Annotated in this window: 22 protein-coding genes; 9 read left to right on the forward strand and 13 right to left on the reverse strand. The window is 57.4% G+C overall.

Features of this window, described 5'->3' with window-relative positions; translation table 11 throughout:
* Positions 1-79: 79 nt before the first annotated feature.
* Positions 80-847 (forward strand): triose-phosphate isomerase, encoded by a 768-nt coding sequence (gene tpiA, locus Q9R34_RS10340; protein WP_434126409.1) that lies wholly within the window; start codon positions 80-82, stop codon positions 845-847.
* Between the two features lie 40 nt (positions 848-887).
* On the opposite strand, the gene Q9R34_RS10345 is transcribed toward tpiA, so the two are convergent.
* The 6 genes from Q9R34_RS10345 to cpxP form a co-directional block, all read right to left on the reverse strand.
* The gene (locus Q9R34_RS10345; protein WP_485893450.1) at positions 888-1,646 is read right to left on the reverse strand and encodes a CDP-diacylglycerol diphosphatase; all 759 of its coding nucleotides are present in this window, start codon (positions 1,644-1,646) and stop codon (positions 888-890) included.
* A gap of 114 nt (positions 1,647-1,760) precedes the next feature.
* Positions 1,761-2,750, reverse strand: a complete 990-nt coding sequence (locus tag Q9R34_RS10350; RefSeq protein ID WP_485893452.1) for a sulfate ABC transporter substrate-binding protein — start codon at positions 2,748-2,750, stop codon at positions 1,761-1,763.
* Between the two features lie 149 nt (positions 2,751-2,899).
* Positions 2,900-3,862, reverse strand: coding sequence for a 6-phosphofructokinase (pfkA, locus tag Q9R34_RS10355; protein ID WP_434126414.1), 963 nt, complete (start codon positions 3,860-3,862; stop codon positions 2,900-2,902).
* A gap of 205 nt (positions 3,863-4,067) precedes the next feature.
* On the reverse strand, positions 4,068-4,970 hold the full coding sequence (gene fieF, locus Q9R34_RS10360) for a CDF family cation-efflux transporter FieF (RefSeq protein ID WP_485893454.1): 903 nt from the start codon (positions 4,968-4,970) through the stop codon (positions 4,068-4,070).
* Positions 4,971-5,178: 208 nt separating this feature from the next.
* The gene (locus tag Q9R34_RS10365) at positions 5,179-5,364 is read right to left on the reverse strand and encodes a con-10 family general stress protein (RefSeq protein ID WP_434126417.1); all 186 of its coding nucleotides are present in this window, start codon (positions 5,362-5,364) and stop codon (positions 5,179-5,181) included.
* A 507-nt stretch (positions 5,365-5,871) separates the two neighbouring features.
* Positions 5,872-6,381: a cell-envelope stress modulator CpxP gene (gene cpxP, locus Q9R34_RS10370; RefSeq protein ID WP_485893456.1), complete on the reverse strand. Its 510-nt coding sequence runs from the start codon at positions 6,379-6,381 to the stop codon at positions 5,872-5,874.
* Positions 6,382-6,530: 149 nt separating this feature from the next.
* Between cpxP and cpxR the strand changes: the two genes are divergently transcribed.
* Genes cpxR through trmL form a run of 3 tightly spaced genes read left to right on the forward strand, consistent with a single transcriptional unit; the run spans position 6,531 to position 9,111 of the window.
* Positions 6,531-7,229 carry an envelope stress response regulator transcription factor CpxR gene (cpxR, locus tag Q9R34_RS10375; RefSeq protein ID WP_033754385.1) on the forward strand — a complete coding sequence of 233 codons (699 nt, stop codon included), beginning with the start codon at positions 6,531-6,533 and terminating at the stop codon, positions 7,227-7,229.
* On the forward strand, positions 7,226-8,605 hold the full coding sequence (gene cpxA, locus Q9R34_RS10380) for an envelope stress sensor histidine kinase CpxA (protein ID WP_485893458.1): 1,380 nt from the start codon (positions 7,226-7,228) through the stop codon (positions 8,603-8,605). The genes cpxR and cpxA overlap by 4 nt, the downstream gene beginning before the upstream one ends.
* Before the next feature lie 35 nt (positions 8,606-8,640).
* A complete protein-coding gene (gene trmL / locus Q9R34_RS10385; RefSeq protein ID WP_434126421.1) occupies positions 8,641-9,111 on the forward strand; it encodes a tRNA (uridine(34)/cytosine(34)/5-carboxymethylaminomethyluridine(34)-2'-O)-methyltransferase TrmL in 471 nt (156 codons plus the stop codon).
* On the opposite strand, the gene cysE is transcribed toward trmL, so the two are convergent.
* The 5 genes from cysE to Q9R34_RS10410 form a co-directional block, all read right to left on the reverse strand.
* Positions 9,108-9,929 carry a serine O-acetyltransferase gene (cysE, locus tag Q9R34_RS10390; RefSeq protein ID WP_033754376.1) on the reverse strand — a complete coding sequence of 274 codons (822 nt, stop codon included), beginning with the start codon at positions 9,927-9,929 and terminating at the stop codon, positions 9,108-9,110. The genes trmL and cysE overlap by 4 nt on opposite strands.
* 65 nt (positions 9,930-9,994) lie before the next feature.
* Positions 9,995-11,011: an NAD(P)H-dependent glycerol-3-phosphate dehydrogenase gene (gpsA, locus tag Q9R34_RS10395; protein ID WP_434126423.1), complete on the reverse strand. Its 1,017-nt coding sequence runs from the start codon at positions 11,009-11,011 to the stop codon at positions 9,995-9,997.
* Positions 11,011-11,475, reverse strand: coding sequence for a protein-export chaperone SecB (gene secB, locus Q9R34_RS10400; protein WP_434126424.1), 465 nt, complete (start codon positions 11,473-11,475; stop codon positions 11,011-11,013). The genes gpsA and secB overlap by 1 nt, the downstream gene beginning before the upstream one ends.
* Positions 11,476-11,514: 39 nt before the next feature.
* Complete coding sequence (grxC, locus tag Q9R34_RS10405; RefSeq protein WP_434126426.1) at positions 11,515-11,769, reverse strand: glutaredoxin 3; 255 nt, start codon at positions 11,767-11,769, stop codon at positions 11,515-11,517.
* Positions 11,770-11,789: 20 nt separating this feature from the next.
* Positions 11,790-12,221: a rhodanese-like domain-containing protein gene (locus Q9R34_RS10410; RefSeq protein WP_033754365.1), complete on the reverse strand. Its 432-nt coding sequence runs from the start codon at positions 12,219-12,221 to the stop codon at positions 11,790-11,792.
* A gap of 254 nt (positions 12,222-12,475) precedes the next feature.
* Between Q9R34_RS10410 and envC the strand changes: the two genes are divergently transcribed.
* The 4 genes from envC to Q9R34_RS10430 all read left to right on the forward strand — a co-directional run bounded on the left by envC (position 12,476) and on the right by Q9R34_RS10430 (position 16,918).
* Positions 12,476-13,777, forward strand: coding sequence for a murein hydrolase activator EnvC (gene envC, locus Q9R34_RS10415; protein WP_485893462.1), 1,302 nt, complete (start codon positions 12,476-12,478; stop codon positions 13,775-13,777).
* Positions 13,778-14,683 (forward strand): divergent polysaccharide deacetylase family protein, encoded by a 906-nt coding sequence (locus Q9R34_RS10420; RefSeq protein ID WP_485893464.1) that lies wholly within the window; start codon positions 13,778-13,780, stop codon positions 14,681-14,683.
* A 104-nt stretch (positions 14,684-14,787) separates the two neighbouring features.
* Positions 14,788-16,014 carry a glycosyltransferase gene (locus Q9R34_RS10425; protein WP_485893466.1) on the forward strand — a complete coding sequence of 409 codons (1,227 nt, stop codon included), beginning with the start codon at positions 14,788-14,790 and terminating at the stop codon, positions 16,012-16,014.
* Positions 16,007-16,918, forward strand: a complete 912-nt coding sequence (locus tag Q9R34_RS10430) for a hypothetical protein (RefSeq protein WP_485893468.1) — start codon at positions 16,007-16,009, stop codon at positions 16,916-16,918. Before Q9R34_RS10425 ends, Q9R34_RS10430 begins: the two co-directional genes overlap by 8 nt.
* Before the next feature lie 24 nt (positions 16,919-16,942).
* Here Q9R34_RS10430 and tdh read toward each other — a convergent pair whose 3' ends face one another.
* Together tdh and Q9R34_RS10440 are read right to left on the reverse strand one after the other, a co-directional pair.
* Positions 16,943-17,971: an L-threonine 3-dehydrogenase gene (tdh, locus tag Q9R34_RS10435; RefSeq protein ID WP_434126439.1), complete on the reverse strand. Its 1,029-nt coding sequence runs from the start codon at positions 17,969-17,971 to the stop codon at positions 16,943-16,945.
* Between the two features lie 10 nt (positions 17,972-17,981).
* Entirely contained in the window at positions 17,982-19,175 is a 1,194-nt protein-coding gene (locus Q9R34_RS10440; RefSeq protein WP_434126437.1) for a glycine C-acetyltransferase, read from the reverse strand.
* A gap of 232 nt (positions 19,176-19,407) precedes the next feature.
* Here Q9R34_RS10440 and rfaD point away from each other — a divergent pair, with 232 nt between their 5' ends.
* The gene (gene rfaD / locus Q9R34_RS10445) at positions 19,408-20,340 is read left to right on the forward strand and encodes an ADP-glyceromanno-heptose 6-epimerase (RefSeq protein WP_434126436.1); all 933 of its coding nucleotides are present in this window, start codon (positions 19,408-19,410) and stop codon (positions 20,338-20,340) included.
* The last annotated feature ends 5 nt before the right edge of the window (positions 20,341-20,345 follow it).

The following is a 20,345-nucleotide window of genomic DNA, read 5'->3' on the forward strand; positions in this document are numbered from 1 at the left end:
ATAGATCTCTATACTGTCTGGCAGTCTACGCTGCCCGACGGCAGTGCAATTTAATGAATCGCGTAACGCGGAGGATAGAATGCGACATCCATTGGTTATGGGTAACTGGAAACTGAATGGCAGCAAGCAGATGACAGGCGAGCTGATCGAAGGCCTGCGCAAAGCGCTCTCCGGCGTTGACGGTTGCGGCGTGGCAATCGCCCCGCCAGCCATCTATCTCGACCAGGCAAAACATGCCATCTCCGGCAGCCACATCGCTCTGGGCGCGCAGAACGTCGACGTCAACCTCTCGGGCGCCTTCACCGGCGAAACCTCCGCGGACATGCTGAAAGATATCGGCGCGAAATATATCATTATCGGCCACTCTGAGCGTCGCACCTACCACAAAGAGAGCGACGAGTTCATCGCGAAGAAATTCGCCGTGCTGAAAGCGGCTGGCCTGGTGCCGGTACTGTGCATTGGTGAAACCGAAGCGGAAAACGAAGCGGGTCAGACTGAAGAAGTCTGCGCGCGCCAGATCGACGCGGTGCTGGAAACTCAGGGTGCGGAAGCCTTTAACGGCGTGGTTATCGCCTATGAGCCGGTCTGGGCGATCGGCACCGGCAAATCAGCTACGCCGGCGCAGGCGCAGGCGGTACATAAGTTTATTCGTCAGCACATCGCGAAGAAAGACGCGGCGGTCGCCGAGCAGGTAATCATTCAGTACGGCGGTTCTGTAAACGACAAGAACGCGGCTGAACTCTTTACCCAGCCAGACATCGACGGCGCGCTGGTCGGCGGCGCCTCGCTGAAGGCTGACGCCTTCGCCGTTATCGTTAAAGCGGCGGCAGAAGCGAAAAAAGCGTAACGTCTGATACACATCGAAGGCGGCCGAATGGCCGCCTTTTTTATTGCCGCAAAATCTCGCAGCTGTGGTCCTGCAGCTCCTCAGCCGATCCCCGATTTAGCAACAGCCAGTTGCGCTCGATCGCCATTGCCGCCAGACGTCCGTCGGGCAGCGACGCCAGCGCCAGCCCATACTTGCCCATTTCGCCGCGCGCGTCAGGGATCTCGTTGGCCACGCGGATAAACAGGCTCTGCTGTGTCAGCTCCGGCAGGGTTAGCGCGCGTATCTGGTAGGCGTGCTGGCGCAGCTGTTCCGTCTGCCAGCGACTGGAGAGCGCGGGGGCAAGGCGGTCCAGCGCGCGACGTACATCGGGACGCAGGCAGGAGATATGGATATGCAGCTGGTTTTGAGTGCGACCATACTCGGCGTTGATCGCCAGCGACAGGGCGCTATCAGCAATGGGCGCGCCGCGCTTTACCGCCAGCTGCGCGCGCGCCTGCCAGGCGAAAGCGAAGAAATCAGGCGTTGCGGGATTGAGCAGCGCCGGGCTTTCCATGCCGCTGATTTTCGCCAGCGGGATCAGCAAATACTGCAGCGGTCCGTTCAGATCTTTAAGCAGCGCATAGCCTTGTGCAAGGTCGACGCGCTGACAAGGCGCGGGCGCGCCCGTTGTACGCTGATTTGGCTCGCACTTTTCGCTGACGATGTGCCACAGCGCATCGCTGTTTTTGTGCAGGTGGAAAGCGGCAATAACCAGGCCGCTTATCAGTATCAACAGCAGCAGCGCAATCACTCCCAGCGCTCGGCGACGTCCCTGCATAGCAAGGCTCCTCTTTCCGCTTTTTCCCGCATCCTCGCCTGGCCGTCGCGCAATGTCACGCACAAACAAAAACGGCCAGCATGTGGCTGGCCGCTTTTTACTGCGCTTACGCCATTAAGGCTTCATCACCTGGTCATAGGTGCCGCCATCGGCAAAGTGCGTTTTCTGCGCCTGCGTCCAGCCGCCGAACTTATTATCGATAGTAAACAGCTTCACCGGCGCGAAGGTATTCGCAAATTTCTTCGCTACCTCCGCATCGCGCGGGCGATAGTAATTTTGCGCCGCGATGGTCTGGCCTTCCGGTGAGTAGAGATATTTTAGATAGGCGTCCGCGACTTGACGTGTGCCCTGGCTGTCCACCACTTTATCCACCACGGAAACGGTCGGCTCAGCCAGAATCGATTCGCTCGGCGTAACGATTTCAAATTTGTCTTTGCCCAGCTTATCGACCGCCAGATAAGCTTCGTTTTCCCAGGCAATCAGCACATCGCCGATACCCCGTTCGACGAAGGTGTTCGTTGCGCCGCGCGCGCCGGAGTCCTGAACCTCGACGTTTTTAAACAGCGCTTTTACATAAGCCTGTGCCTTCACCTGATCGCCGTTGTTTTGATCCAGCGCCCAGCCCCATGCCGCCAGATAGTTCCAGCGCGCGCCGCCTGACGTTTTCGGGTTTGGGGTAATGACGGAGACGCCCGGCTTAATCAAATCCGGCCAGTCGTGAATGCCTTTGGGATTGCCTTTACGTACCAGGAAAACGATGGTTGAGGTATAAGGCGCGGAGTTGTCCGGCAGACGCTTGAGCCAGTTTTTATCAATACGGCCGCGTTCGGCGATGGCATCAACATCGGATTGCAGCGCCAGCGTTACGACATCGGCGCGAATGCCGTTAATCACCGAGGTCGCCTGCTTGCCTGAACCGCCGTGCGACTGGCGGATCACCACGTTATCGCCGGTTTCCTGCTTATAGTGCGCCGCAAAGGCTTTGTTGTACTGCTCGTACAGCTCGCGCGTCGGATCGTAAGAGACGTTTAACAGCTGGTAATCCTTTGCCAGAACGCTGGCAGAGGCCAGCAGAAGGGTAATCCCGATACTCCACTTGTTCATTATGCACGCTCCCGATGTCATTATGCCGGTAGCGTGACATAAACTATTTTAGAGCTAAAAGAATTAAAAACGAGCATTTATAACTGGCAGGAATATGGATAAATAAAATAAAAGCGCGTCTGAGAGACGCGCCTGAAGCCTGTTTGGGATCAGTAGAGTTTTTTCGCGGTATCCAGCCAGTCGCGCTTAAACGGACGCTTCATGTTTTCAATAGCGTCGATGATGTCGTGATGCACCATCTTCTCATTCTGGATGCCAACGCAGCGGCCGCCGTAGCCCTGTAGCAGCAGCTCAATAGCATAGGCGCCCATGCGCGACGCGAGGATACGGTCGTAAGCGCAGGGCGCGCCGCCGCGCTGAATATGACCGAGCACGGTCGCGCGCGTTTCACGTTTGGTTTCCGCTTCGATGTACTTCGCCAGGTCGTCGATATCACAGATATGCTCGGTGATCGCCACGATGGCGTGCTTTTTGCCTTTGGCGATACCCGCTTTAATCTCCATCACCAGCTCTTCGCGGGTGTAAGGAATTTCCGGCAGCACGATAAATTCGCAACCGCCCGCAATCGCCGCCGCCAGGGTCAGATCGCCGCAGTAGCGGCCCATCACTTCAACAATTGAGATGCGCTGGTGCGAAGAGGAAGTGTCGCGCAGACGGTCAATCGCCTCGACTACAGTTTCCAGCGCGGTAAAGTAGCCGATGGTGTAGTCAGTGCCCGCGACATCGTTATCGATAGTGCCCGGCAGACCAATGCAGGGAAAACCCATTTCGGTCAGACGCTTCGCGCCCATATAAGAGCCGTCGCCGCCGATGACAACCAGCGCGTCAATGCCGCGTTTTTTCATATTCTCAATCGCGACCTGGCGCACTTCATCATTGCGGAATTCGGGGAAACGCGCCGAGCCCAGGAAGGTGCCGCCGCGGTTAATCATGTCCGATACGCTGTAGCGGTCAAGATTGATCATCCGATCTTCGTACAGTCCCAGATAGCCGTCATAGATACCAAAAACTTCCAGTCCTTCGCTCAGCGCTGATCGCACAACGCCGCGAATGGCTGCGTTCATGCCGGGGGCGTCGCCGCCGCTGGTCAATACACCAATTTTTTTGATCATGACAACCTCTGGATTGTTAAAACGAAAAGTTAATCCTGCCTGTCGTGCGCCGCTAAGCGGCATACCCTATGCGCGACCCGTGATGGCAGATAGTATATCAAAGGCTTGCTGCTGAATTGATTCAGGTCAGACAAGTTTTCACTAAATTTTTTGCGGTATTGTTAGCGCTTCGTCATTTTAAATAGATTAAATTGGTTCAATCCGGTTAAAAGCCAGCTGAATTCTGCTGTTCAATCGGCACGACAGAGCAGGGATCCTGATGAATAATCACGTCCGAGCCGGGGAAACGCTGACGCAGCGCCTTCTCTACCTGATCCGCTACACGATGTGCCTGTACCAGAGGCAACTCGTCGTTAAGCTCCAGATGTAGCTGAATAAATTTAGTCGGGCCCGACTGACGCGTGCGCACGTCATGTACGCCTTCCACGCCTGGCCAGTTCAGCGCCAGCTCAAGAATGATGTTGTGCTCCTCCTCCGGCAGCGCGCGATCCAGTAACGACTGCACGGCGTCATAGCCCATCCGCAAGGCGCTGTACAGGATATAGATGCCGATGCCTAACGCGAACAGCGCGTCTGCGCGAGCGAAGCCGTAGCTGCTTAATCCCAGAGCGATCAGGATAGCGCCATTCATTACCACGTCAGACTGATAGTGCAGCATATCGGCGCGAATCGCCTGGCTGTGCGTGTGGCGCACGACCCAGCGCTGAAACGCCACCAGCAGCAGCGTCGAACAGAGCGCCACCACGGTAACCACCACCCCAACCAACGGGGCGCGCAGCGTATTCGGCGAAGCCAGATGCTGGATGCCGGTCAAAAACAGGAACAGCGCTGACCCAGAGATAAACATGCTTTGCGCCAGTGCCGCCAGTGATTCCGCCTTGCCGTGACCAAAAGTATGGTTGGCATCGGCAGGCTGCAGCGCATAGCGCACGACTAAAAGGTTAGTTAACGAGGCGGCGATGTCCACCAGCGAGTCGACCAGCCCAGCCAGCAGGCTGACCGAACCGGTATACCACCAGGCAAATATTTTAACGATAAGCAGGCTGGTCGCCAGGATGGTCGCCGCCAGCGCCGCGCGCTTGACCAGACGAGCATAGGTGGGTTGCATAATGTGCTCCCTCAGCCACTACAGGCATGCACCCGAAATAAAGGAATGGCTAAAGTTTAACATCCACATTGTCGCTGCGCATAAACCCTGCATCATCAGAAGAGAAAGGCTGGTAGCCTGCCAGAAAAAACAAACCCCGCCCTCATAGAGGACGGGGTACCGTTTCCCGCTGGGGAAACGCACGGTTTACCGCTCAGCTCTAAACTTGTCAGGAAGAGCTACGGCCGCCGCCGTGGTTGCTCTGACCGCCTTTTTTGCCTGCTTCAGAGGCTTTTTCACGATCGTTTTTAAAATTACCGCTACCGCCGCTGCTTTTTCCGCCTTTTTTACCGGCTTCAGAGGCTTTTTGCGGGTTGTCTGCGAAATTGCCTGAACCACCACGATGTTCTGCCATAACTTACTCCGTTAATATATTCAGATTGATTACGTAATGTGGTTACTGCACTCCATTTAAAATTCCCGGGGTGTGCACTTTCCTTGCTGCGACAAAATTAAGTGTAGAAGTAAGCTTCAGGAATTCAAGAAAATGAAAAAATAATTAACTTAATGATATTATTGAGTTTTAAATAAAGCAGAAAAACTTATTTTCTTCTTATCATATATTTAAATAAAAAGTCGCTTCGCTTTTTTATTTTACCCGCCTCGTTTGTGGATATATTTACGCGGCATTACATATTCCTCATAGAAAAAGCAACAAAATGGAAAAGAAGGCTGTTCTGTTAAATGCCTGAGGATTTAAGGGGTTAGTGCTTTACTTAAATAGAGTGTTAATGCTGAAGAGAGAGCGGTCTGTCAACGTTGACACTGCGGCTCGAATAGCGCAAAAAAGCAAAAAAAACCCCGCCATCATGGCGGGGAAGACAGGGATGGTGTCTATGGCAAGGAAAACAGGGATACTATGTTACTGGTTACTGCTGGTACTACTCACTGCTTGCAGCGATGAAGCCGACTGCAAAGTTGAGAGCTTGCGCAGCTCGGCGAGCCGCCGCTCATAATTCTTCTGCAACGCGGCCTGCTGAGCCGGCGTAAGCAGGTGATACATCTGGTTGCGAATACGCGCCATCTCGACATGCTGTTCGATTTGCGCCTGAGCGATTTTCTCAGCCTGGGCGCGGATAGCCGCTTCGTTAAAAGTGTCCGCCGTAATCAGTCCATGCATGTTTTCGATATCGCCGATGCTGACAGGGGAACGTTCGTATCGCGCCTGCGCCATCAGGTCTCGCATCTGTTGACGCTGCTCTTCCGTCAACTCAATGCCGTCGAACATGTGGCTTTGCGGATTTTGCGTCATACTGCCTGTCGTCAATCCGCCGTGATGCATTTCGTCAATCGTCGTCGTGTCTGCCACTCCTGCGCTGGCGTGATTGAGAACCATCGCTGAGGCAATGACGACGGCGGTTACTGTGCGCATCATTTACTCCAGTCCGTTCCGTTTTGCGATTCAACGAGGACCAGTGTACGGCGACAGCTGCAAACATCCGTCAGGGGGTGTAAAACTACGTAAAGCGTTGGATTGACAAGTCAGGAACACGGTATTTTGCCTGCGGAGGGCAATAAAAAATGAATAAAATCCTGTTGGTTGACGATGACCGCGAATTGACTTCGCTGCTTAAAGAACTGTTAGAAATGGAAGGGTTTGAAGTAGTGGTAGCCAGCGACGGCGAACAGGCGTTAAGCCTGCTGGATACCTCTATTGATTTGCTTTTACTCGATGTGATGATGCCAAAAAAGAATGGTATCGACACCTTGAAAGAGCTACGCCAGCAACATCAGACGCCTGTTATCATGTTAACCGCGCGCGGAAGCGAGCTGGATCGCGTGCTGGGGCTCGAACTGGGTGCAGATGACTATCTGCCTAAGCCGTTTAACGATCGTGAGCTGGTGGCGCGTATACGCGCGATTTTGCGCCGTTCCAACTGGAGCGAACAGCAACAGCAGCACGACAGCAGCTCGCCGACGCTGGAAGTGGACTGCCTGCGCCTGAACCCAGGCCGTCAGGAAGCGAGTTTCGACAACCAGACGCTGGATCTGACCGGCACCGAGTTCACCCTGCTCTACCTGCTGGCGCAGCATCTCGGCCAGGTCGTCTCGCGCGAGCACCTGAGTCAGGAGGTACTTGGCAAGCGTCTGACGCCGTTCGACCGCGCTATCGATATGCATATCTCTAACCTGCGTCGCAAACTGCCTGAGCGCCGCGACGGCCATCCCTGGTTTAAAACCTTGCGCGGCCGCGGCTATTTGATGGTTTCGGCTTCATGATTGGTAGCCTCACCACCCGCATCTTCGCCATTTTCTGGCTCACCCTGGCGCTGGTGTTGATGCTGGTATTGATGGTGCCCAAGCTGGATTCCCGCCAGATGGCCTCACTGCTCGATAGCGAGCAGCGCCAGGGCACCATGATTGAACAGCATGTCGAACTGGAACTGGCGCAGGACCCGCCCAATGATTTGATGTGGTGGCGCCGGCTCTCGCGCGCTATCGACAAATGGGCGCCCCCGGGTCAGCGCCTGCTGCTGGTCACCAGCGAAGGCCGCGTCATTGGCGCGCAGCATAATGAAATGCAGGTGATCCGCAATTTTATCGGACAGTCCGACAATGCCGATCATCCGCAGAAAAAGAAGTATGGCCGTATTGAAATGGTCGGTCCCTTCGCAGTGCGCGACGGCGAAGATAACTATCAGCTCTATCTGATTCGACCGGCGAACAGCTCGCAGCTCGATTTTATCAATTTGCTGTTTGACCGGCCGCTGCTGCTGCTGATCGTCACCATGCTCATTAGCTCGCCGCTGCTGCTTTGGCTGGCCTGGAGCCTGGCGCGTCCGGCACGCAAGCTTAAATATGCGGCGGATGAAGTCGCCAGCGGTAATTTGCGCCAGCATCCGGAACTGGAGTCGGGGCCGCAGGAGTTTCTCGCCGCGGGCTCCAGCTTCAACCAGATGGTGAGCGCGCTCGAACGCATGATGACCTCGCAGCAGCGTCTGCTGTCAGATATCAGCCATGAGCTGCGCACGCCGCTGACGCGTCTGCAGCTGGCCACGGCGCTGCTGCGCCGCCGTCACGGCGAAGGCAAAGAGCTGGAGCGGATCGAGATGGAAGCGCAGCGTCTGGACGGCATGATCAACGATCTGCTGGTGCTGTCGCGCACCCAGCACAAGAACGCGCTGGTCAGCGAGGCGATGAAGGCAAATCAGCTCTGGAACGACGTGCTGGAAGATGCAAAGTTCGAAGCTGAGCAGATGGGCAAGCAGCTTGATGTGCCCTATCCGCCCGGCCCATGGCCGCTTTACGGTAACCCGCATGCGCTGGAGAGCGCGCTGGAGAACATCGTGCGCAATGCGCTGCGCTACTCGCACTCGCATATCAGCGTCAGCTTTTCGGTGGATATCAGTGGCCTGACGGTGCACGTTGACGATGACGGCCCGGGGGTCAGCCCGAAAGATCGCGAGCAGATATTCCGTCCCTTCTACCGCACCGACGAGGCGCGCGACCGCGAGTCAGGCGGCACGGGGCTTGGTCTGGCGATTGTCGAAACCGCTATCCAGCAGCACCGCGGCTGGGTGAAGGCCGACGATAGCCCGCTCGGCGGCCTGCGCCTGACGCTCTGGCTGCCGCTCTACTCCTCCAGCCGTCAATAATTTGCTATGCTTCGGCCCCTGTTATCGGGGGCCTTATGCTTAACATCGTCTTATTTGAACCAGAAATCCCGCCGAATACCGGCAATATTATTCGCCTCTGCGCCAATACCGGCTTTCAGCTGCATCTGATTGAACCGCTTGGTTTCGCATGGGACGACAAGCGGCTGCGCCGCGCCGGTCTCGACTATCATGAATTTACCGCGATTCAGAAGCATGCAGGCTATGAGGCGTTTCTGCGCGCCGAGCAGCCCGCACGGCTGTTTGCGCTCACCACCAAGGGCACGCCAGCGCACAGCGCAGTGAGCTACCAGGCGGGCGACTATCTGCTGTTTGGGCCGGAGAGCCGCGGACTGCCCGCCGGGATCCTCGACGCGCTGCCGCCCGAGCATAAAATTCGCATCCCGATGCGTGCGGAGAGCCGCAGCATGAATCTGTCAAATGCGGTATCGGTGGTGGTGTATGAAGCCTGGCGCCAGCTCGATTACGCAGGCGCGCGGCTCAGTTAGATTCCGTCGCCGAACTCAAAACCCGGCACGGTGCCGTTGAAGTGTTGATCCATGTCCATTGAGGGTTTGTCGCTGGCCGGTTTGCCGACGATGCGCGCCGGCACGCCTGCAGCGGTGGTATGCGGTGGCACAGGCTGCAATACCACCGAGCCTGCGCCGATCTTCGCGCCGCGTCCGACCTCAATATTGCCGAGGATCTTCGCCCCTGCGCCGATCATCACGCCTTCGCGGATTTTCGGATGGCGGTCGCCGCTGGTTTTGCCGGTACCGCCCAGCGTCACCGACTGCAGGATCGAGACGTCGTTCTCCACGACCGCCGTTTCGCCGATAACGATGCCGGTGGCGTGGTCAAGCATAATACCGTGGCCGATGTTCGCCGCCGGATGGATATCCACGGCGAAGGAGACGGAAATTTCGTTCTGCAGATAGACCGCTAAGGCGCGACGCCCCTCGTTCCACAGCCAGTGGCCAATGCGATAGGCCTGCAGCGCATGAAAGCCTTTCAGATAGAGCAGCGGCGTGGAGTATTTATCGACCGCCGGATCGCGCTGGCGTACCGCCTGGATATCGAGCGCGGCCGAGGCGATCATCGAAGGATCCTGGCGATAGGCCTCTTCGACGATTTCGCGAATGGCGATAGCGGGCATAATGGGATTGGCGAGCTTGTTGGCCAGCATATAGCTCAGGGCGCTGCCGAGATTTTCGTGTTTCAACAAAGTCGCATGATAAAAGCTGGCCAGCATCGGCTCGCAATCGGCCAGCGCGCGCGCTTCCGCTTTGATGTTGTTCCAGACCAGCTCTAACTCATCAGACGACATTGCAGTTTTCTCCCAAAAAAAAGCGCCTGAATGGCGCTACAGGTGACGATGCTGCGCATCCCGCATCAGCCTGAACCGTTTTCATCCTTCCTTGTACGGCCTAACAGGCTCAATGCTGCCTCTCGCGCTGGCTTTCCGCAATAGAGCACCTGATAGATTTGCTCGGTAATTGGCATTTCAACGCCGACACGCTCTGCCAATGCCTTGACTTCCTTGGTGTTTTTATAGCCTTCTACAACTTGTCCGATAATGCGTTGCGCATTGTCCACCGCTTCGCCCTGGCCCAGCATCAGGCCGAAACGGCGGTTGCGCGACTGATTATCGGTACAGGTCAGCACCAGATCGCCTAAGCCGGCCATGCCCATGAAGGTGGTGGCATCAGCGCCCAGCGCGGCGCCGAGACGACTCATTTCCGCCAGGCCGCGCGTGATCAGCGCGGTACGCGCATTTGCGCCAAAGCCGATGCCGTCGGAGATGCCTGCGCCGATGGCAATGACGTTTTTCACCGCGCCGCCAAGCTGCACGCCGATAAAGTCAGGATTGTTGTAAACGCGGAAGCTCTTGCCGCAGTGCAGCTTTTGCTGCAGCTCTTCGGCGAAGGTAGCATCGGTCGCTGCCAGCGCGATCGCGGTCGGCAGGCCCGCCGCCAGCTCTCTGGCGAAGGTCGGCCCCGAGATGACTGCGAGCGGCGTCGCGTCGCCAAGGATGTCACGCGCCACATCCTGCAGCAATCTTCCGGTCTCTCTCTCCAGCCCTTTGGTCGCCCAGACGATGCGCGACTCAGCGCGCAGATGCGGTTTAATCTGCTGCAGCACGTCGCCAAACACATGGCTCGGCACCACCACCAGCAGATCGCGGCTGGCCGCAATGGCGCGGGCCAGGTCGGGCTCAAGCTCAAGGTTGTCGGGGAAAGGTACGTCGGGGAGAAAAGCGCTGTTGCAGCGTTCGGCCTGCAGCTGCGCCAGATGCGCGGGATTGTGACCCCACAGCAGCACGGGATGGCCGTTGCGGGCTAAGGTAATGGCCAGAGCGGTGCCGTACGAGCCGGCACCGATGACGCTAATCGAAGCGTGTGTAGTCATCAGGCATCCTGATGTTGTTCGGCACCTTCGCCTTGCTGCTGCAGGTAGTTCATGAACAGCGCGTCAAAGTTTACCGGCGCCAGGTTAAGCTGCGGGAAGGTGCCACGTGACACCAGGCTGGTAATGCATTCGCGCGCGTACGGGAACAGGATGTTCGGGCAGTAAGCACCCAGGCAGTGCGCCATCTGCGTGCCTTCAATGCCGCTGATGGTGAAGATGCCCGCCTGCTGAACTTCGCACAGGAATGCGGTTTCTTCGCCAACGCTGGCGGTCACGGTCACGCGCAGTACCACTTCATAAACTTCGTCAGCCAGCTGTGATGACGCAGTATCCAGATCCAGCTTCACTTCCGGCTCCCACTCTTTCTGGAAGACCTGCGGCGCGTTCGGCGCTTCAAAAGAAACGTCTTTGGTGTAAACGCGTTGAATCTGGAATTGCATTTCGTTGGTGTTTTGTTCTGACATCTGACTAAGTCCTGTGAGTTGAAAAATCCTGCGCCGCTCTTACGCCTGCAGTAGCGGATCCAATCCTTCACGACTGTCCAGCGCGTAAAGGTCGTCGCAGCCGCCAATGTGCTGCGCGTCAATGAAAATCTGAGGCACGGTGGTGCGGCCGCTGCGTTTGATCATCTCTTCGCGTTTCGCGGCGTTCCCGTCGATCGGGATCTCCTGAAACAGCACACCTTTTTGACTCAGCAGCGCCTTCGCCCGGTGGCAGAAAGGACAGGTCGCCTTGGTGTAAATCTCAACGTTAGCCATGTTACGTACCTCGGTAGATGTTATTTTCCGCGCACCAGCGGAAGGTTGTCTCCGCTCCAGCCGCTGATGCCGTCTTTCAGAACGGTCACCTGGCTAAAGCCGGCGGCGCTCAGTTTTTCAGCCGGCTCGCTCGCGCTCTGGCCGGTGGCACACACCACAATTATGGGCTGAGCTTTATGCTTTTCCAGCTCGCCGAAGCTGCCTTTTTTGATGTCTGCCGCCGCAACGTTCAGGGCGCCCGAAATATGTCCTCTGCGGTAATCGTCACGCGACCGCACGTCCACTACTACCGCCTCTTCTTTGTTAATCAGGCGGGTCGCTTCGCCGCGGCTGATAACTTTCACTTTAGAAAACATGCCCTTAAAGGTGGTAACAATCACCAGCACCAGTAAAACGACCCATGCCAGACTAAGGATGGTGTGATTGCTTGCAAACTGCATAATTTCTTGCATGAGGGGTAAAGACTCCAGACCGGGCTAATTAAGCTAAAAACAAGGGTTCTGAGTATACCTGCGCCACTTCTCATGTACAGACGCTAAGCGGCCAGAGTGACGATTTGTGCGTCATTTTCCAAAAAAAATTGCCGTACCGCAAAAATGGCACAACCCTTATTCGGTATCAGGATAAAGACCGACATCTTTGGAAAAGGAAATCCCGTGGCGTTGCGCTGGTAAGCGGCTGTTCATCGTGGAATAATCACTGGCCTATGAAGGGAAAAGCGACTGTTTTAGCCAAAAGGACTCGTCACAGCGGAAAGAAACGCCCGTTGCCTGCACACCTGTCCACCCTCATCTTCAGCCTGCTTTGCGCGGGCGTTCTGTTATTGCCTGCGGCCGCGCACAGCGCCGATGACAGCAAATCGCAGCTGAAATCCATTCAGCAAAATATCGCCGAAAAAGAGAAAAGCGTTAAGGCGCAAAAGCTTGCGCGCAGCAAACTGCTCGATCAGCTGCAGAGCCAGGAAAAGATCATTGCACAGGCCAGCCGTCAGCTGCGCGAAACCCGCAACAGCCTGAACGCGCTCAGCCGCGAAGTCAGCCAGCTCACCGCCTCGATCGCGCGGCTTGAAAAGCAGCAGGCGCAGCAGGAAACCCTGCTGGCTCAGCAGCTGGATGCGGCTTTTCGCCAGGGCAAGCATAACGGCGTACAGCTCCTGCTGGGCGGCGAAGAGAGCCAGCGCAGCGAACGTATTCTCGCCTACTTCGGCTACCTCAACGACGCGCGCCAGCAGAGCATCGATGCGCTGCAAAAAACGCGTCAGACGCTGGGTGAGCAAAAAGCGTCGCTGGAGCAGAAACAGCAGCAGCAAAAAACGCTGCTGGCCCAGCAACAAGGTCAGCAGGAGAAGCTGCAGCAGGCGAGCACGGCGCGCAAGAAAACGCTGAGCGAACTGGAAAACGCGCTGGAAAAAGACCAGGCCGATCTGGTGGAGATGCGGCAGAACGAAAGCCGCCTCCAGGATAAAATCGCCCGGGCCGAACGCGAGGCGCGAGAGCGTGCGGCGCGCGAGGCGCGGGAAGCAGAAAAAGTGCGTCAGCGTCAGGCGCAGGCGAAAGCCAAAGGCTCAACTTACCAGCCTACTCAGAGCGAGCGCGAACTGGTGGCGCGAACCGGCGGCCTCGGCCGCGCAGGCGGCCAGGCGCTGTGGCCGGTGCGCGGTCGTATCGAACATCGCTTCGGCGAACAGCTTCAGGGCGAACTGCGCTGGAAAGGGCTGGTAATCGATGCACCGGAAGGTGCTGAAGTCAAAGCGATCGCCGACGGCCGCGTGCTGATGGCCGACTGGCTGCAGGGTTACGGGCTCGTCGTGGTGCTGGAGCACGGTAAAGGCGATATGAGTCTCTATGGCTATAACCAGAGCGCGCTGGTCAGCGTTGGCGCCCAGGTGAAGGCAGGACAGCCTATCGCCCTGGTGGGCACCAGCGGCGGACGCGGTACGCCGTCGCTCTATTTTGAAATCCGACGTCAGGGACAGGCTGTTAATCCACTCCCGTGGTTAGGAAGATAAGTGTTTTTTCAACGTCGCCATCTCGCCGCCGCTATCGGCGGACTGCTGTTAAGCTGCGCTGCCCATGCGGGCAAACTTGCCATCGTTATCGACGACTTCGGCTATCGCCCTTCTGAAGAGAACAAAGTGCTACAGATGCCCGCCGCGATCTCCGTCGCGGTGCTGCCTGACGCGCCCGGCGCGCGCCAGATGGCAACGAAAGCGCATCAGGGCGGCCATGAGGTACTGATTCACCTCCCTATGGCGCCGCTCAGCAAACAGCCGCTGGAAAAGGATACCCTGACGCCGGAGATGAGCAGCGAAGAGATCGCGCGCATCCTGCGCAGCGCGGTCAATAATGTGCCTTACGCCGTCGGCCTGAACAACCATATGGGCAGCAAAATGACCTCCAGCCTGCCGGGCATGGTAAAGATGATGCAGGCGCTTAATCAGTACAATTTTTACTTTCTCGACAGCATGACCATCGGCAACAGCCAGTCGGTGCCCGCTGCGCAAGGTACGCACGTGAAGGTGCTGAAGCGTCGCGTCTTTCTGGACGACAGCCAGGATATCAACGCGATTCGCCAGCAGTTTACGCGCGCCGTGAAGCTGGCTCAGCGCGACGGCTATGCCATCGCTATCGGTCATCCGCATCCCAATACGGTGCGCGTGCTGCAGCAGATGCTGCCGACGCTGCCTGCCGATATTACGCTGGTGCGCCCGAGCCAGCTGCTGAACGAACCGCTGCATGGCGCGACGTCGCCAGCGAAACCACAGCAGCCGCCGCGTCCGCATAAACCTGGCTTCCAGCCGCCAGGCATATGCAAAGTGCAGCCGCAGCCGGTTCCGGCGACCAGGGCGCTTGATGCGGTGTGGGAGAGCGCGAGTCAGAGCGTAGTGGTAACAGGACTGAAACAGCTTTTTTAACACGCTATTTCGCGTGGTGTTTCAGCCTTAACATTCTTTTCCGATCAGAAATCACTATAATCCGGTGCGAGCGACGCAGACCGGGTATAAGGATTTCTGTCAGGATGAGGACGGCGAAACAAAAAATTATGCTGCTGGATAACGGCAGAGAATGGGGCGGCGGCACCAACAGTATGCTGGAGCTGCTTAAGCGCATCGACCGCGACGCTTTCGATATTACCTGCTGCTTTTACCATAATTACGCGCGCGGTAACGGTGAAACCATCGAATCGGTGCTGAACGCCATCGCCATACCGGTCATCTTTATTCCCCAGAAAAAGCAGCCCGGCTGGGCGAAGCTCGCGAAGGAAGCAGCACGCGCTCTGCTTTTCTTCAATCGCCGTCTGAAAAAAGAGGCGGTCGACGCTATCGACGCGCGCTGGCGCGTCCGGCCAAACGCCCACAAGCTGCGCGCGCTGCTGCTGCAAGGCCGTTACGATACGCTCTATATGAATAATCAGCCCAGCACCAATGTTGAAGGCTACCTTGCCGCACAAGACCTTGATATCGCCGTGGTACAGCACTGCCGCATTGAGCCGCTGATGAATGCCCGCCTGGCAAAAATGGTCAATGACAGGTGCGATGCCGTTATCGCCGTTTCCCACGGCGTGAATCAGACCTTGCGCGACGGCGGCGTTGAGGCGTCGCGCTGTTTTACCGTCTCCAACGCGATCGACATCCACCAGCCGTTGCCTGAGCGCGCGGCGGTGCGCCAGCGCTTAAACCTGCCGGCGGAGACTTTTATTTTCGGCACCATCGGCTCGCTCATCCTGCGTAAGTCGAACCACCATGTTCTGCAGGCGCTGAGCCACTTCAAGCAGGCCTGTCCCGAAGCGGACTGGAAACTGATCGTGGTCGGCGATGGGCCGGAAGCGGCTGCGCTGCGCCAACAGGCCGCCCGGGAGGCGATTCTCGATCGGGTTATCTTTACCGGCTTTCAGAATAACGCGCTGGATTACCTCGCCGCTTTCGACGTCTTTATCCTGGCTTCCCGCAGCGAGGGGCTGCCGCGCGTGGTGCTGGAAGCGATGCTGGTCAATACGGCGGTGATTGGCTCACGCGTAGTCGGCACAGAGGAGCTGATTAGCCCTGACGACACCGGCCTGCTGTTCGAATATGGCGACGTGGCGCAGTTAACTCAGCATCTCATTACGCTCTGGCAGGACGAGGCCTTACGTCAACGCTTAACACATGCCGCGTCGGCGCGTGTTCGATCACAGTACGCCATTGAAAACTATGTAAACGGCGTAGAAACCATTCTGAAAAGCGTCACAAGGAAGAAGCATGCTTAACTTTCTCAATCCCCGTTTTCGTCACGTGCGCACACGTCATAATCTGCCCTATGCGCACTCCGACGTGCAGGGCACCATCCCCGTGACCTCTATCGTCATCCCCTGTACCGGAGAGGATTATGTTGAAGAGGCAAAGCTCAGCGCGCAGTTTGCCGAACGCTTTGCCACCGCGGCGCAGGAGATCGTTATCGTTAGCGACCAGCCCGCCGCCGCATTTGGCGAGCTGACGCGCAAAACGCGTATTGTGACGCTGGAGGTGCCGCATCGCGAAGCGGCCTATCCCTACAAGCAAATTTATCGCAGCCGGCTGATAAAAATGCAGGCGCCGCTGCATGCGCAGGGCGACGGGATCCTGATGATCGATTCCGATCTCAACCTGCTAAAAATGCCTGAGATTTACATGAAAGACGGCCATTTTTACTCCAGCTTTCGCCAGGGCAAGATGATTGCCAAACTGGCTGGCGCGGCGCAGGAGACCATCCCCGCCTACTATCAGCTCAGCGTGCGTCCCTACCTCGAAGATCACGTTAACGGCGCCTATCTGGCGGCCACGCGTCAGACCTGGCAGCGCGTCTGCCCGCTCTGGCTGACGCTGTTCGACGACACCTGGAAATTAATGAACGACAGCCAGCCGCCGACCGATCAGCTGCCGCTGGCGTGCCTGCTGGATCTGCTTGACCTGCGCACCGTCAACCTGGGCGAGTGGGCGAACTGGCCGGTATCCAAGCGCATCGGCGGCAAGCCGGGCGTCATACCACCAGAGGTGGTCGGCGCACACGGGGGCTTCCCGCTTGCCGAATGGCAAAAATATCTGGCCGACCCTCGTCAGCCGCTGCTCTTTAAAGGTCAGGACTACACCCGCAAAGTGCGCTACCTGACGGATGCGGAGAAGCAGCAGCAGTAAACCAAAGCCGCCCATGCGGCTTTTTTAGTCCCAGCTCAGTACCACTTTCCCTGAACGTCCAGAGCGCATCTCATCGAAGCCCTGCTGGAAGTCGTCGATAGCGTAGCGGTGCGTGATCACGGGCGTCAGGTCGAGCCCTGACTGAATCAGCGCCGCCATCTTGTACCAGGTTTCAAACATTTCGCGGCCGTAGATGCCTTTAATAAATAGCCCCTTGAAGATCACCTGATTCCAGTCGATCGCCATCTCGCCCGGCGGGATGCCCAGCAGCGCAATACGCCCACCGTGGTTCATTACCTCCAGCAGGGTGCGAAACGCCGGCGGCGCGCCGGACATCTCCAGCCCCACGTCGAACCCTTCCGTCATGCCCAGCTCGCGCATCACCGCGCGCAGATCGTCATGCGCCACGTTGACCGCGCGCGTCACGCCCATGGTGCGCGCCAGCTCAAGGCGATAGTCGTTGATGTCGGTGATCACCACGTTGCGCGCGCCGACATGTTTACACACCGCCGCCGCCATAATGCCGATAGGGCCGGCGCCGGAGATCAGCACATCTTCGCCCACCAGGTCGAACGACAGCGCGGTATGCACCGCATTGCCGAAGGGATCGAAAATCGCGGCCAGCTCGTCGGAAATATTGTCGGGAATACGGAAGGCGTTGAAGGCGGGGATCACCAGATATTCAGCAAAGCAGCCCTGTCGGTTGACGCCGACGCCAATCGTATTGCGGCACAGGTGGGTGCGGCCGGCGCGACAGTTGCGGCAGTGTCCGCAGGTAATATGCCCTTCGCCGGAGACGCGATCGCCGATGCTGAAGCCGCGCACCTCCTGGCCGATGGCGACGACTTCGCCGACATACTCATGGCCGACGATCATCGGCACCGGAATGGTTTTGCGCGACCAGTCATCCCAGTTGTAGATATGGATGTCGGTGCCGCAGATGGCGGTTTTGCGGATCTTGATCAGCAAATCGTTATGGCCCGGTTCCGGGATCGGCGCATCGGTCACCATCCAGATGCCTTCCCGGGCGTGAAGTTTGGCTAACGCTTTCATGCAGAGCTCCTCAGGCGATCGCGCCAAGCTGTTGTCCAATGCGGGTAAAAGCCTCGACCGCACGCTCCAGCTGCTGCTGGGTATGCGCCGCCGAAATCTGCGTGCGGATACGCGCCTGGCCACGCGGCACCACCGGGTAGAAAAAGCCGGTAACGTAAATGCCCTCCTGCTGCAGCAAACGGGCGAATTCCTGCGCCACGCTCGCCTCGCCCAGCATCACGGGGATAATGGCGTGATCGGCACCCGCCAGGGTAAAACCGGCCGCCGTCATCTTGTCGCGGAAGAAGCGGGCGTTGTCCCACAGGCGCTGCCGCAGACCGTCGCCCTCGCTCAACAGGTCGAGCACGCGGATGGAAGCGGCAACGATCGCCGGCGCCAGCGAATTAGAGAAGAGATAGGGACGTGAGCGCTGGCGCAGCCATTCCACCACCTCGGCGCGAGCGGCGGTATAGCCGCCGGATGCGCCGCCCAGCGCTTTACCCAGCGTGCCGGTAATAATGTCGACGCGATCCATGACGTCGCAATATTCATGCGTGCCGCGACCGGCCGCGCCGACAAAGCCCACCGCATGGGAGTCATCCACCATCACCAGCGCATTGAACTCGTCGGCGAGATCGCAGATGCCGCGCAGGTTGGCGATCACCCCGTCCATAGAGAAGACGCCGTCGGTGGCGATAAGAATATGGCGCGCGCCTTTCTCCCGCGCCTCGACCAGACAGGCGCGCAGCGCCTGCATATCGTTATTGGCGTAGCGATAGCGCTGCGCCTTACAGAGCCGCACGCCGTCGATAATCGAGGCGTGATTGAGCGCGTCGGAAATAATCGCGTCTTCCGCGTCGAGCAGCGTTTCAAACAGGCCGCCGTTGGCGTCGAAGCAGGAGGAGTAGAGAATGGCATCTTCCATGCCGAGAAACGCCGCCAGCTTTTTCTCCAGCTGCTTATGCGTGTCCTGCGTGCCGCAGATAAAGCGCACTGAGGCCATGCCGAAACCGTGCGTTTCCATGCCCTCTTTCGCCGCCTGAATCAGCGCCGGATGGTTTGCCAGCCCTAAGTAGTTATTGGCGCAGAAGTTAATGACCTGCTGCTGGCCGACCTCAATATCGGTTTGCTGCGCGGAGGTAATAATGCGCTCCTGTTTGAACAACCCTTCCTGGTGCGCTGTGTCCAGCTGCTTGCGGATCTGCTGATAAAACTGCGCTGTCATCATTGTTCTCCTCAGATGGCATAAATTCGGCACATCTTACTGAAGAAGAAGGGTGCTAACGATAAATCCACCAGGAGAATGTTAATTTTGCAGCATAGTTCACGTCAGAGAGTGCGGAGGCGGCGGCGTGTCGGAGTCATCTGGCTGTCTGCTCCGTGATGAAATGTTATGATGTGAGACATTAGCGCGTGAAACCGCCTGTTTCATGCCCCAACGTTTAAAGGTAGAGCACATGATTATCGTCACTGGCGGCGCAGGAATGATTGGCAGCAATATCGTCAAGGCGCTTAACGATCGCGGCATCAGCGATATTCTGGTCGTCGACAACCTGAAAGACGGCACCAAGTTCGTCAATCTGGCCGATCTGGATATCAGCGACTACATGGATAAAGAGGAGTTTCTGACCTACATCGCAGCGGGCGAGGATTTCGGTCCGATCGAGGCGGTATTCCATGAAGGCGCTTGCTCCGCCACCACGGAGTGGGACGGCAAGTACATGATGGACAATAACTATCAGTACTCAAAAGATCTGCTGCACTACTGTCTTGAGCGCGAAATTCCTTTTCTTTACGCCTCCTCCGCCGCCACCTACGGTGGCCGCAACGATAACTTTATCGAGAAGCGCGAATATGAGCAGCCGCTGAACGTCTACGGCTACTCTAAAATGCTGTTCGATCACTATGTGCGCCAGATCCTGCCTGAAGCGGATTCGCCGGTGTGCGGCTTCCGCTACTTCAACGTCTACGGCCCGCGCGAAGGCCACAAAGGCAGCATGGCGAGCGTGGCATTTCATCTCAACACGCAGATCGCCAACGGCGAAAACCCTAAGCTGTTTGAAGGCAGCGAGCACTTCCAGCGCGACTTTATTCACGTAGACGATGTGGTCGCGGTCAACCTGTGGTGCTGGGAAAACAAGATCTCCGGTATCTATAACTGCGGCACCGGCCGCGCCGAATCGTTCCAGGAAGTGGCGGACGCAGTGCTGAAATTCCACCAGAAAGGGCAAATTGAGTACATTCCCTTCCCGGAAAAACTAAAAGGCCGCTATCAGGCCTATACTCAGGCGGATCTTACCAGCCTGCGCGCCGCCGGATATGACAAGCCGTTTAAAACCGTTGCGCAGGGCGTGGCCGAGTATATGGCCTGGCTGAACCGCAGCGCATAAGGAAC

It is taken from the genome of Enterobacter sp. BRE11, assembly GCF_031844285.1.
Classification (GTDB): Bacteria; Pseudomonadota; Gammaproteobacteria; order Enterobacterales; family Enterobacteriaceae; genus Pantoea.

Bases quoted from the DNA above. Each gene is read 5' to 3' on its own strand.
- Q9R34_RS10425 (WP_485893466.1), top strand. From the start codon at position 14,788: ATGAGGACGGCGAAACAAAAAATTATGCTGCTGGATAACGGCAGAGAA.
- Q9R34_RS10345 (WP_485893450.1), bottom strand. From the start codon at position 1,646: ATGCAGGGACGTCGCCGAGCGCTGGGAGTGATTGCGCTGCTGCTGTTG.
- tpiA (WP_434126409.1), top strand. From the start codon at position 80: ATGCGACATCCATTGGTTATGGGTAACTGGAAACTGAATGGCAGCAAG.
- Q9R34_RS10430 (WP_485893468.1), top strand. From the start codon at position 16,007: ATGCTTAACTTTCTCAATCCCCGTTTTCGTCACGTGCGCACACGTCAT.
- envC (WP_485893462.1), top strand. From the start codon at position 12,476: ATGAAGGGAAAAGCGACTGTTTTAGCCAAAAGGACTCGTCACAGCGGA.
- Q9R34_RS10410 (WP_033754365.1), bottom strand. From the start codon at position 12,221: ATGCAAGAAATTATGCAGTTTGCAAGCAATCACACCATCCTTAGTCTG.
- trmL (WP_434126421.1), top strand. From the start codon at position 8,641: ATGCTTAACATCGTCTTATTTGAACCAGAAATCCCGCCGAATACCGGC.
- cpxR (WP_033754385.1), top strand. From the start codon at position 6,531: ATGAATAAAATCCTGTTGGTTGACGATGACCGCGAATTGACTTCGCTG.
- Q9R34_RS10350 (WP_485893452.1), bottom strand. From the start codon at position 2,750: ATGAACAAGTGGAGTATCGGGATTACCCTTCTGCTGGCCTCTGCCAGC.
- grxC (WP_434126426.1), bottom strand. From the start codon at position 11,769: ATGGCTAACGTTGAGATTTACACCAAGGCGACCTGTCCTTTCTGCCAC.
- Q9R34_RS10440 (WP_434126437.1), bottom strand. From the start codon at position 19,175: ATGACAGCGCAGTTTTATCAGCAGATCCGCAAGCAGCTGGACACAGCG.
- cysE (WP_033754376.1), bottom strand. From the start codon at position 9,929: ATGTCGTCTGATGAGTTAGAGCTGGTCTGGAACAACATCAAAGCGGAA.
- cpxA (WP_485893458.1), top strand. From the start codon at position 7,226: ATGATTGGTAGCCTCACCACCCGCATCTTCGCCATTTTCTGGCTCACC.
- Q9R34_RS10365 (WP_434126417.1), bottom strand. From the start codon at position 5,364: ATGGCAGAACATCGTGGTGGTTCAGGCAATTTCGCAGACAACCCGCAA.
- secB (WP_434126424.1), bottom strand. From the start codon at position 11,475: ATGTCAGAACAAAACACCAACGAAATGCAATTCCAGATTCAACGCGTT.
- cpxP (WP_485893456.1), bottom strand. From the start codon at position 6,381: ATGCGCACAGTAACCGCCGTCGTCATTGCCTCAGCGATGGTTCTCAAT.
- fieF (WP_485893454.1), bottom strand. From the start codon at position 4,970: ATGCAACCCACCTATGCTCGTCTGGTCAAGCGCGCGGCGCTGGCGGCG.
- tdh (WP_434126439.1), bottom strand. From the start codon at position 17,971: ATGAAAGCGTTAGCCAAACTTCACGCCCGGGAAGGCATCTGGATGGTG.
- gpsA (WP_434126423.1), bottom strand. From the start codon at position 11,011: ATGACTACACACGCTTCGATTAGCGTCATCGGTGCCGGCTCGTACGGC.
- pfkA (WP_434126414.1), bottom strand. From the start codon at position 3,862: ATGATCAAAAAAATTGGTGTATTGACCAGCGGCGGCGACGCCCCCGGC.
- rfaD (WP_434126436.1), top strand. From the start codon at position 19,408: ATGATTATCGTCACTGGCGGCGCAGGAATGATTGGCAGCAATATCGTC.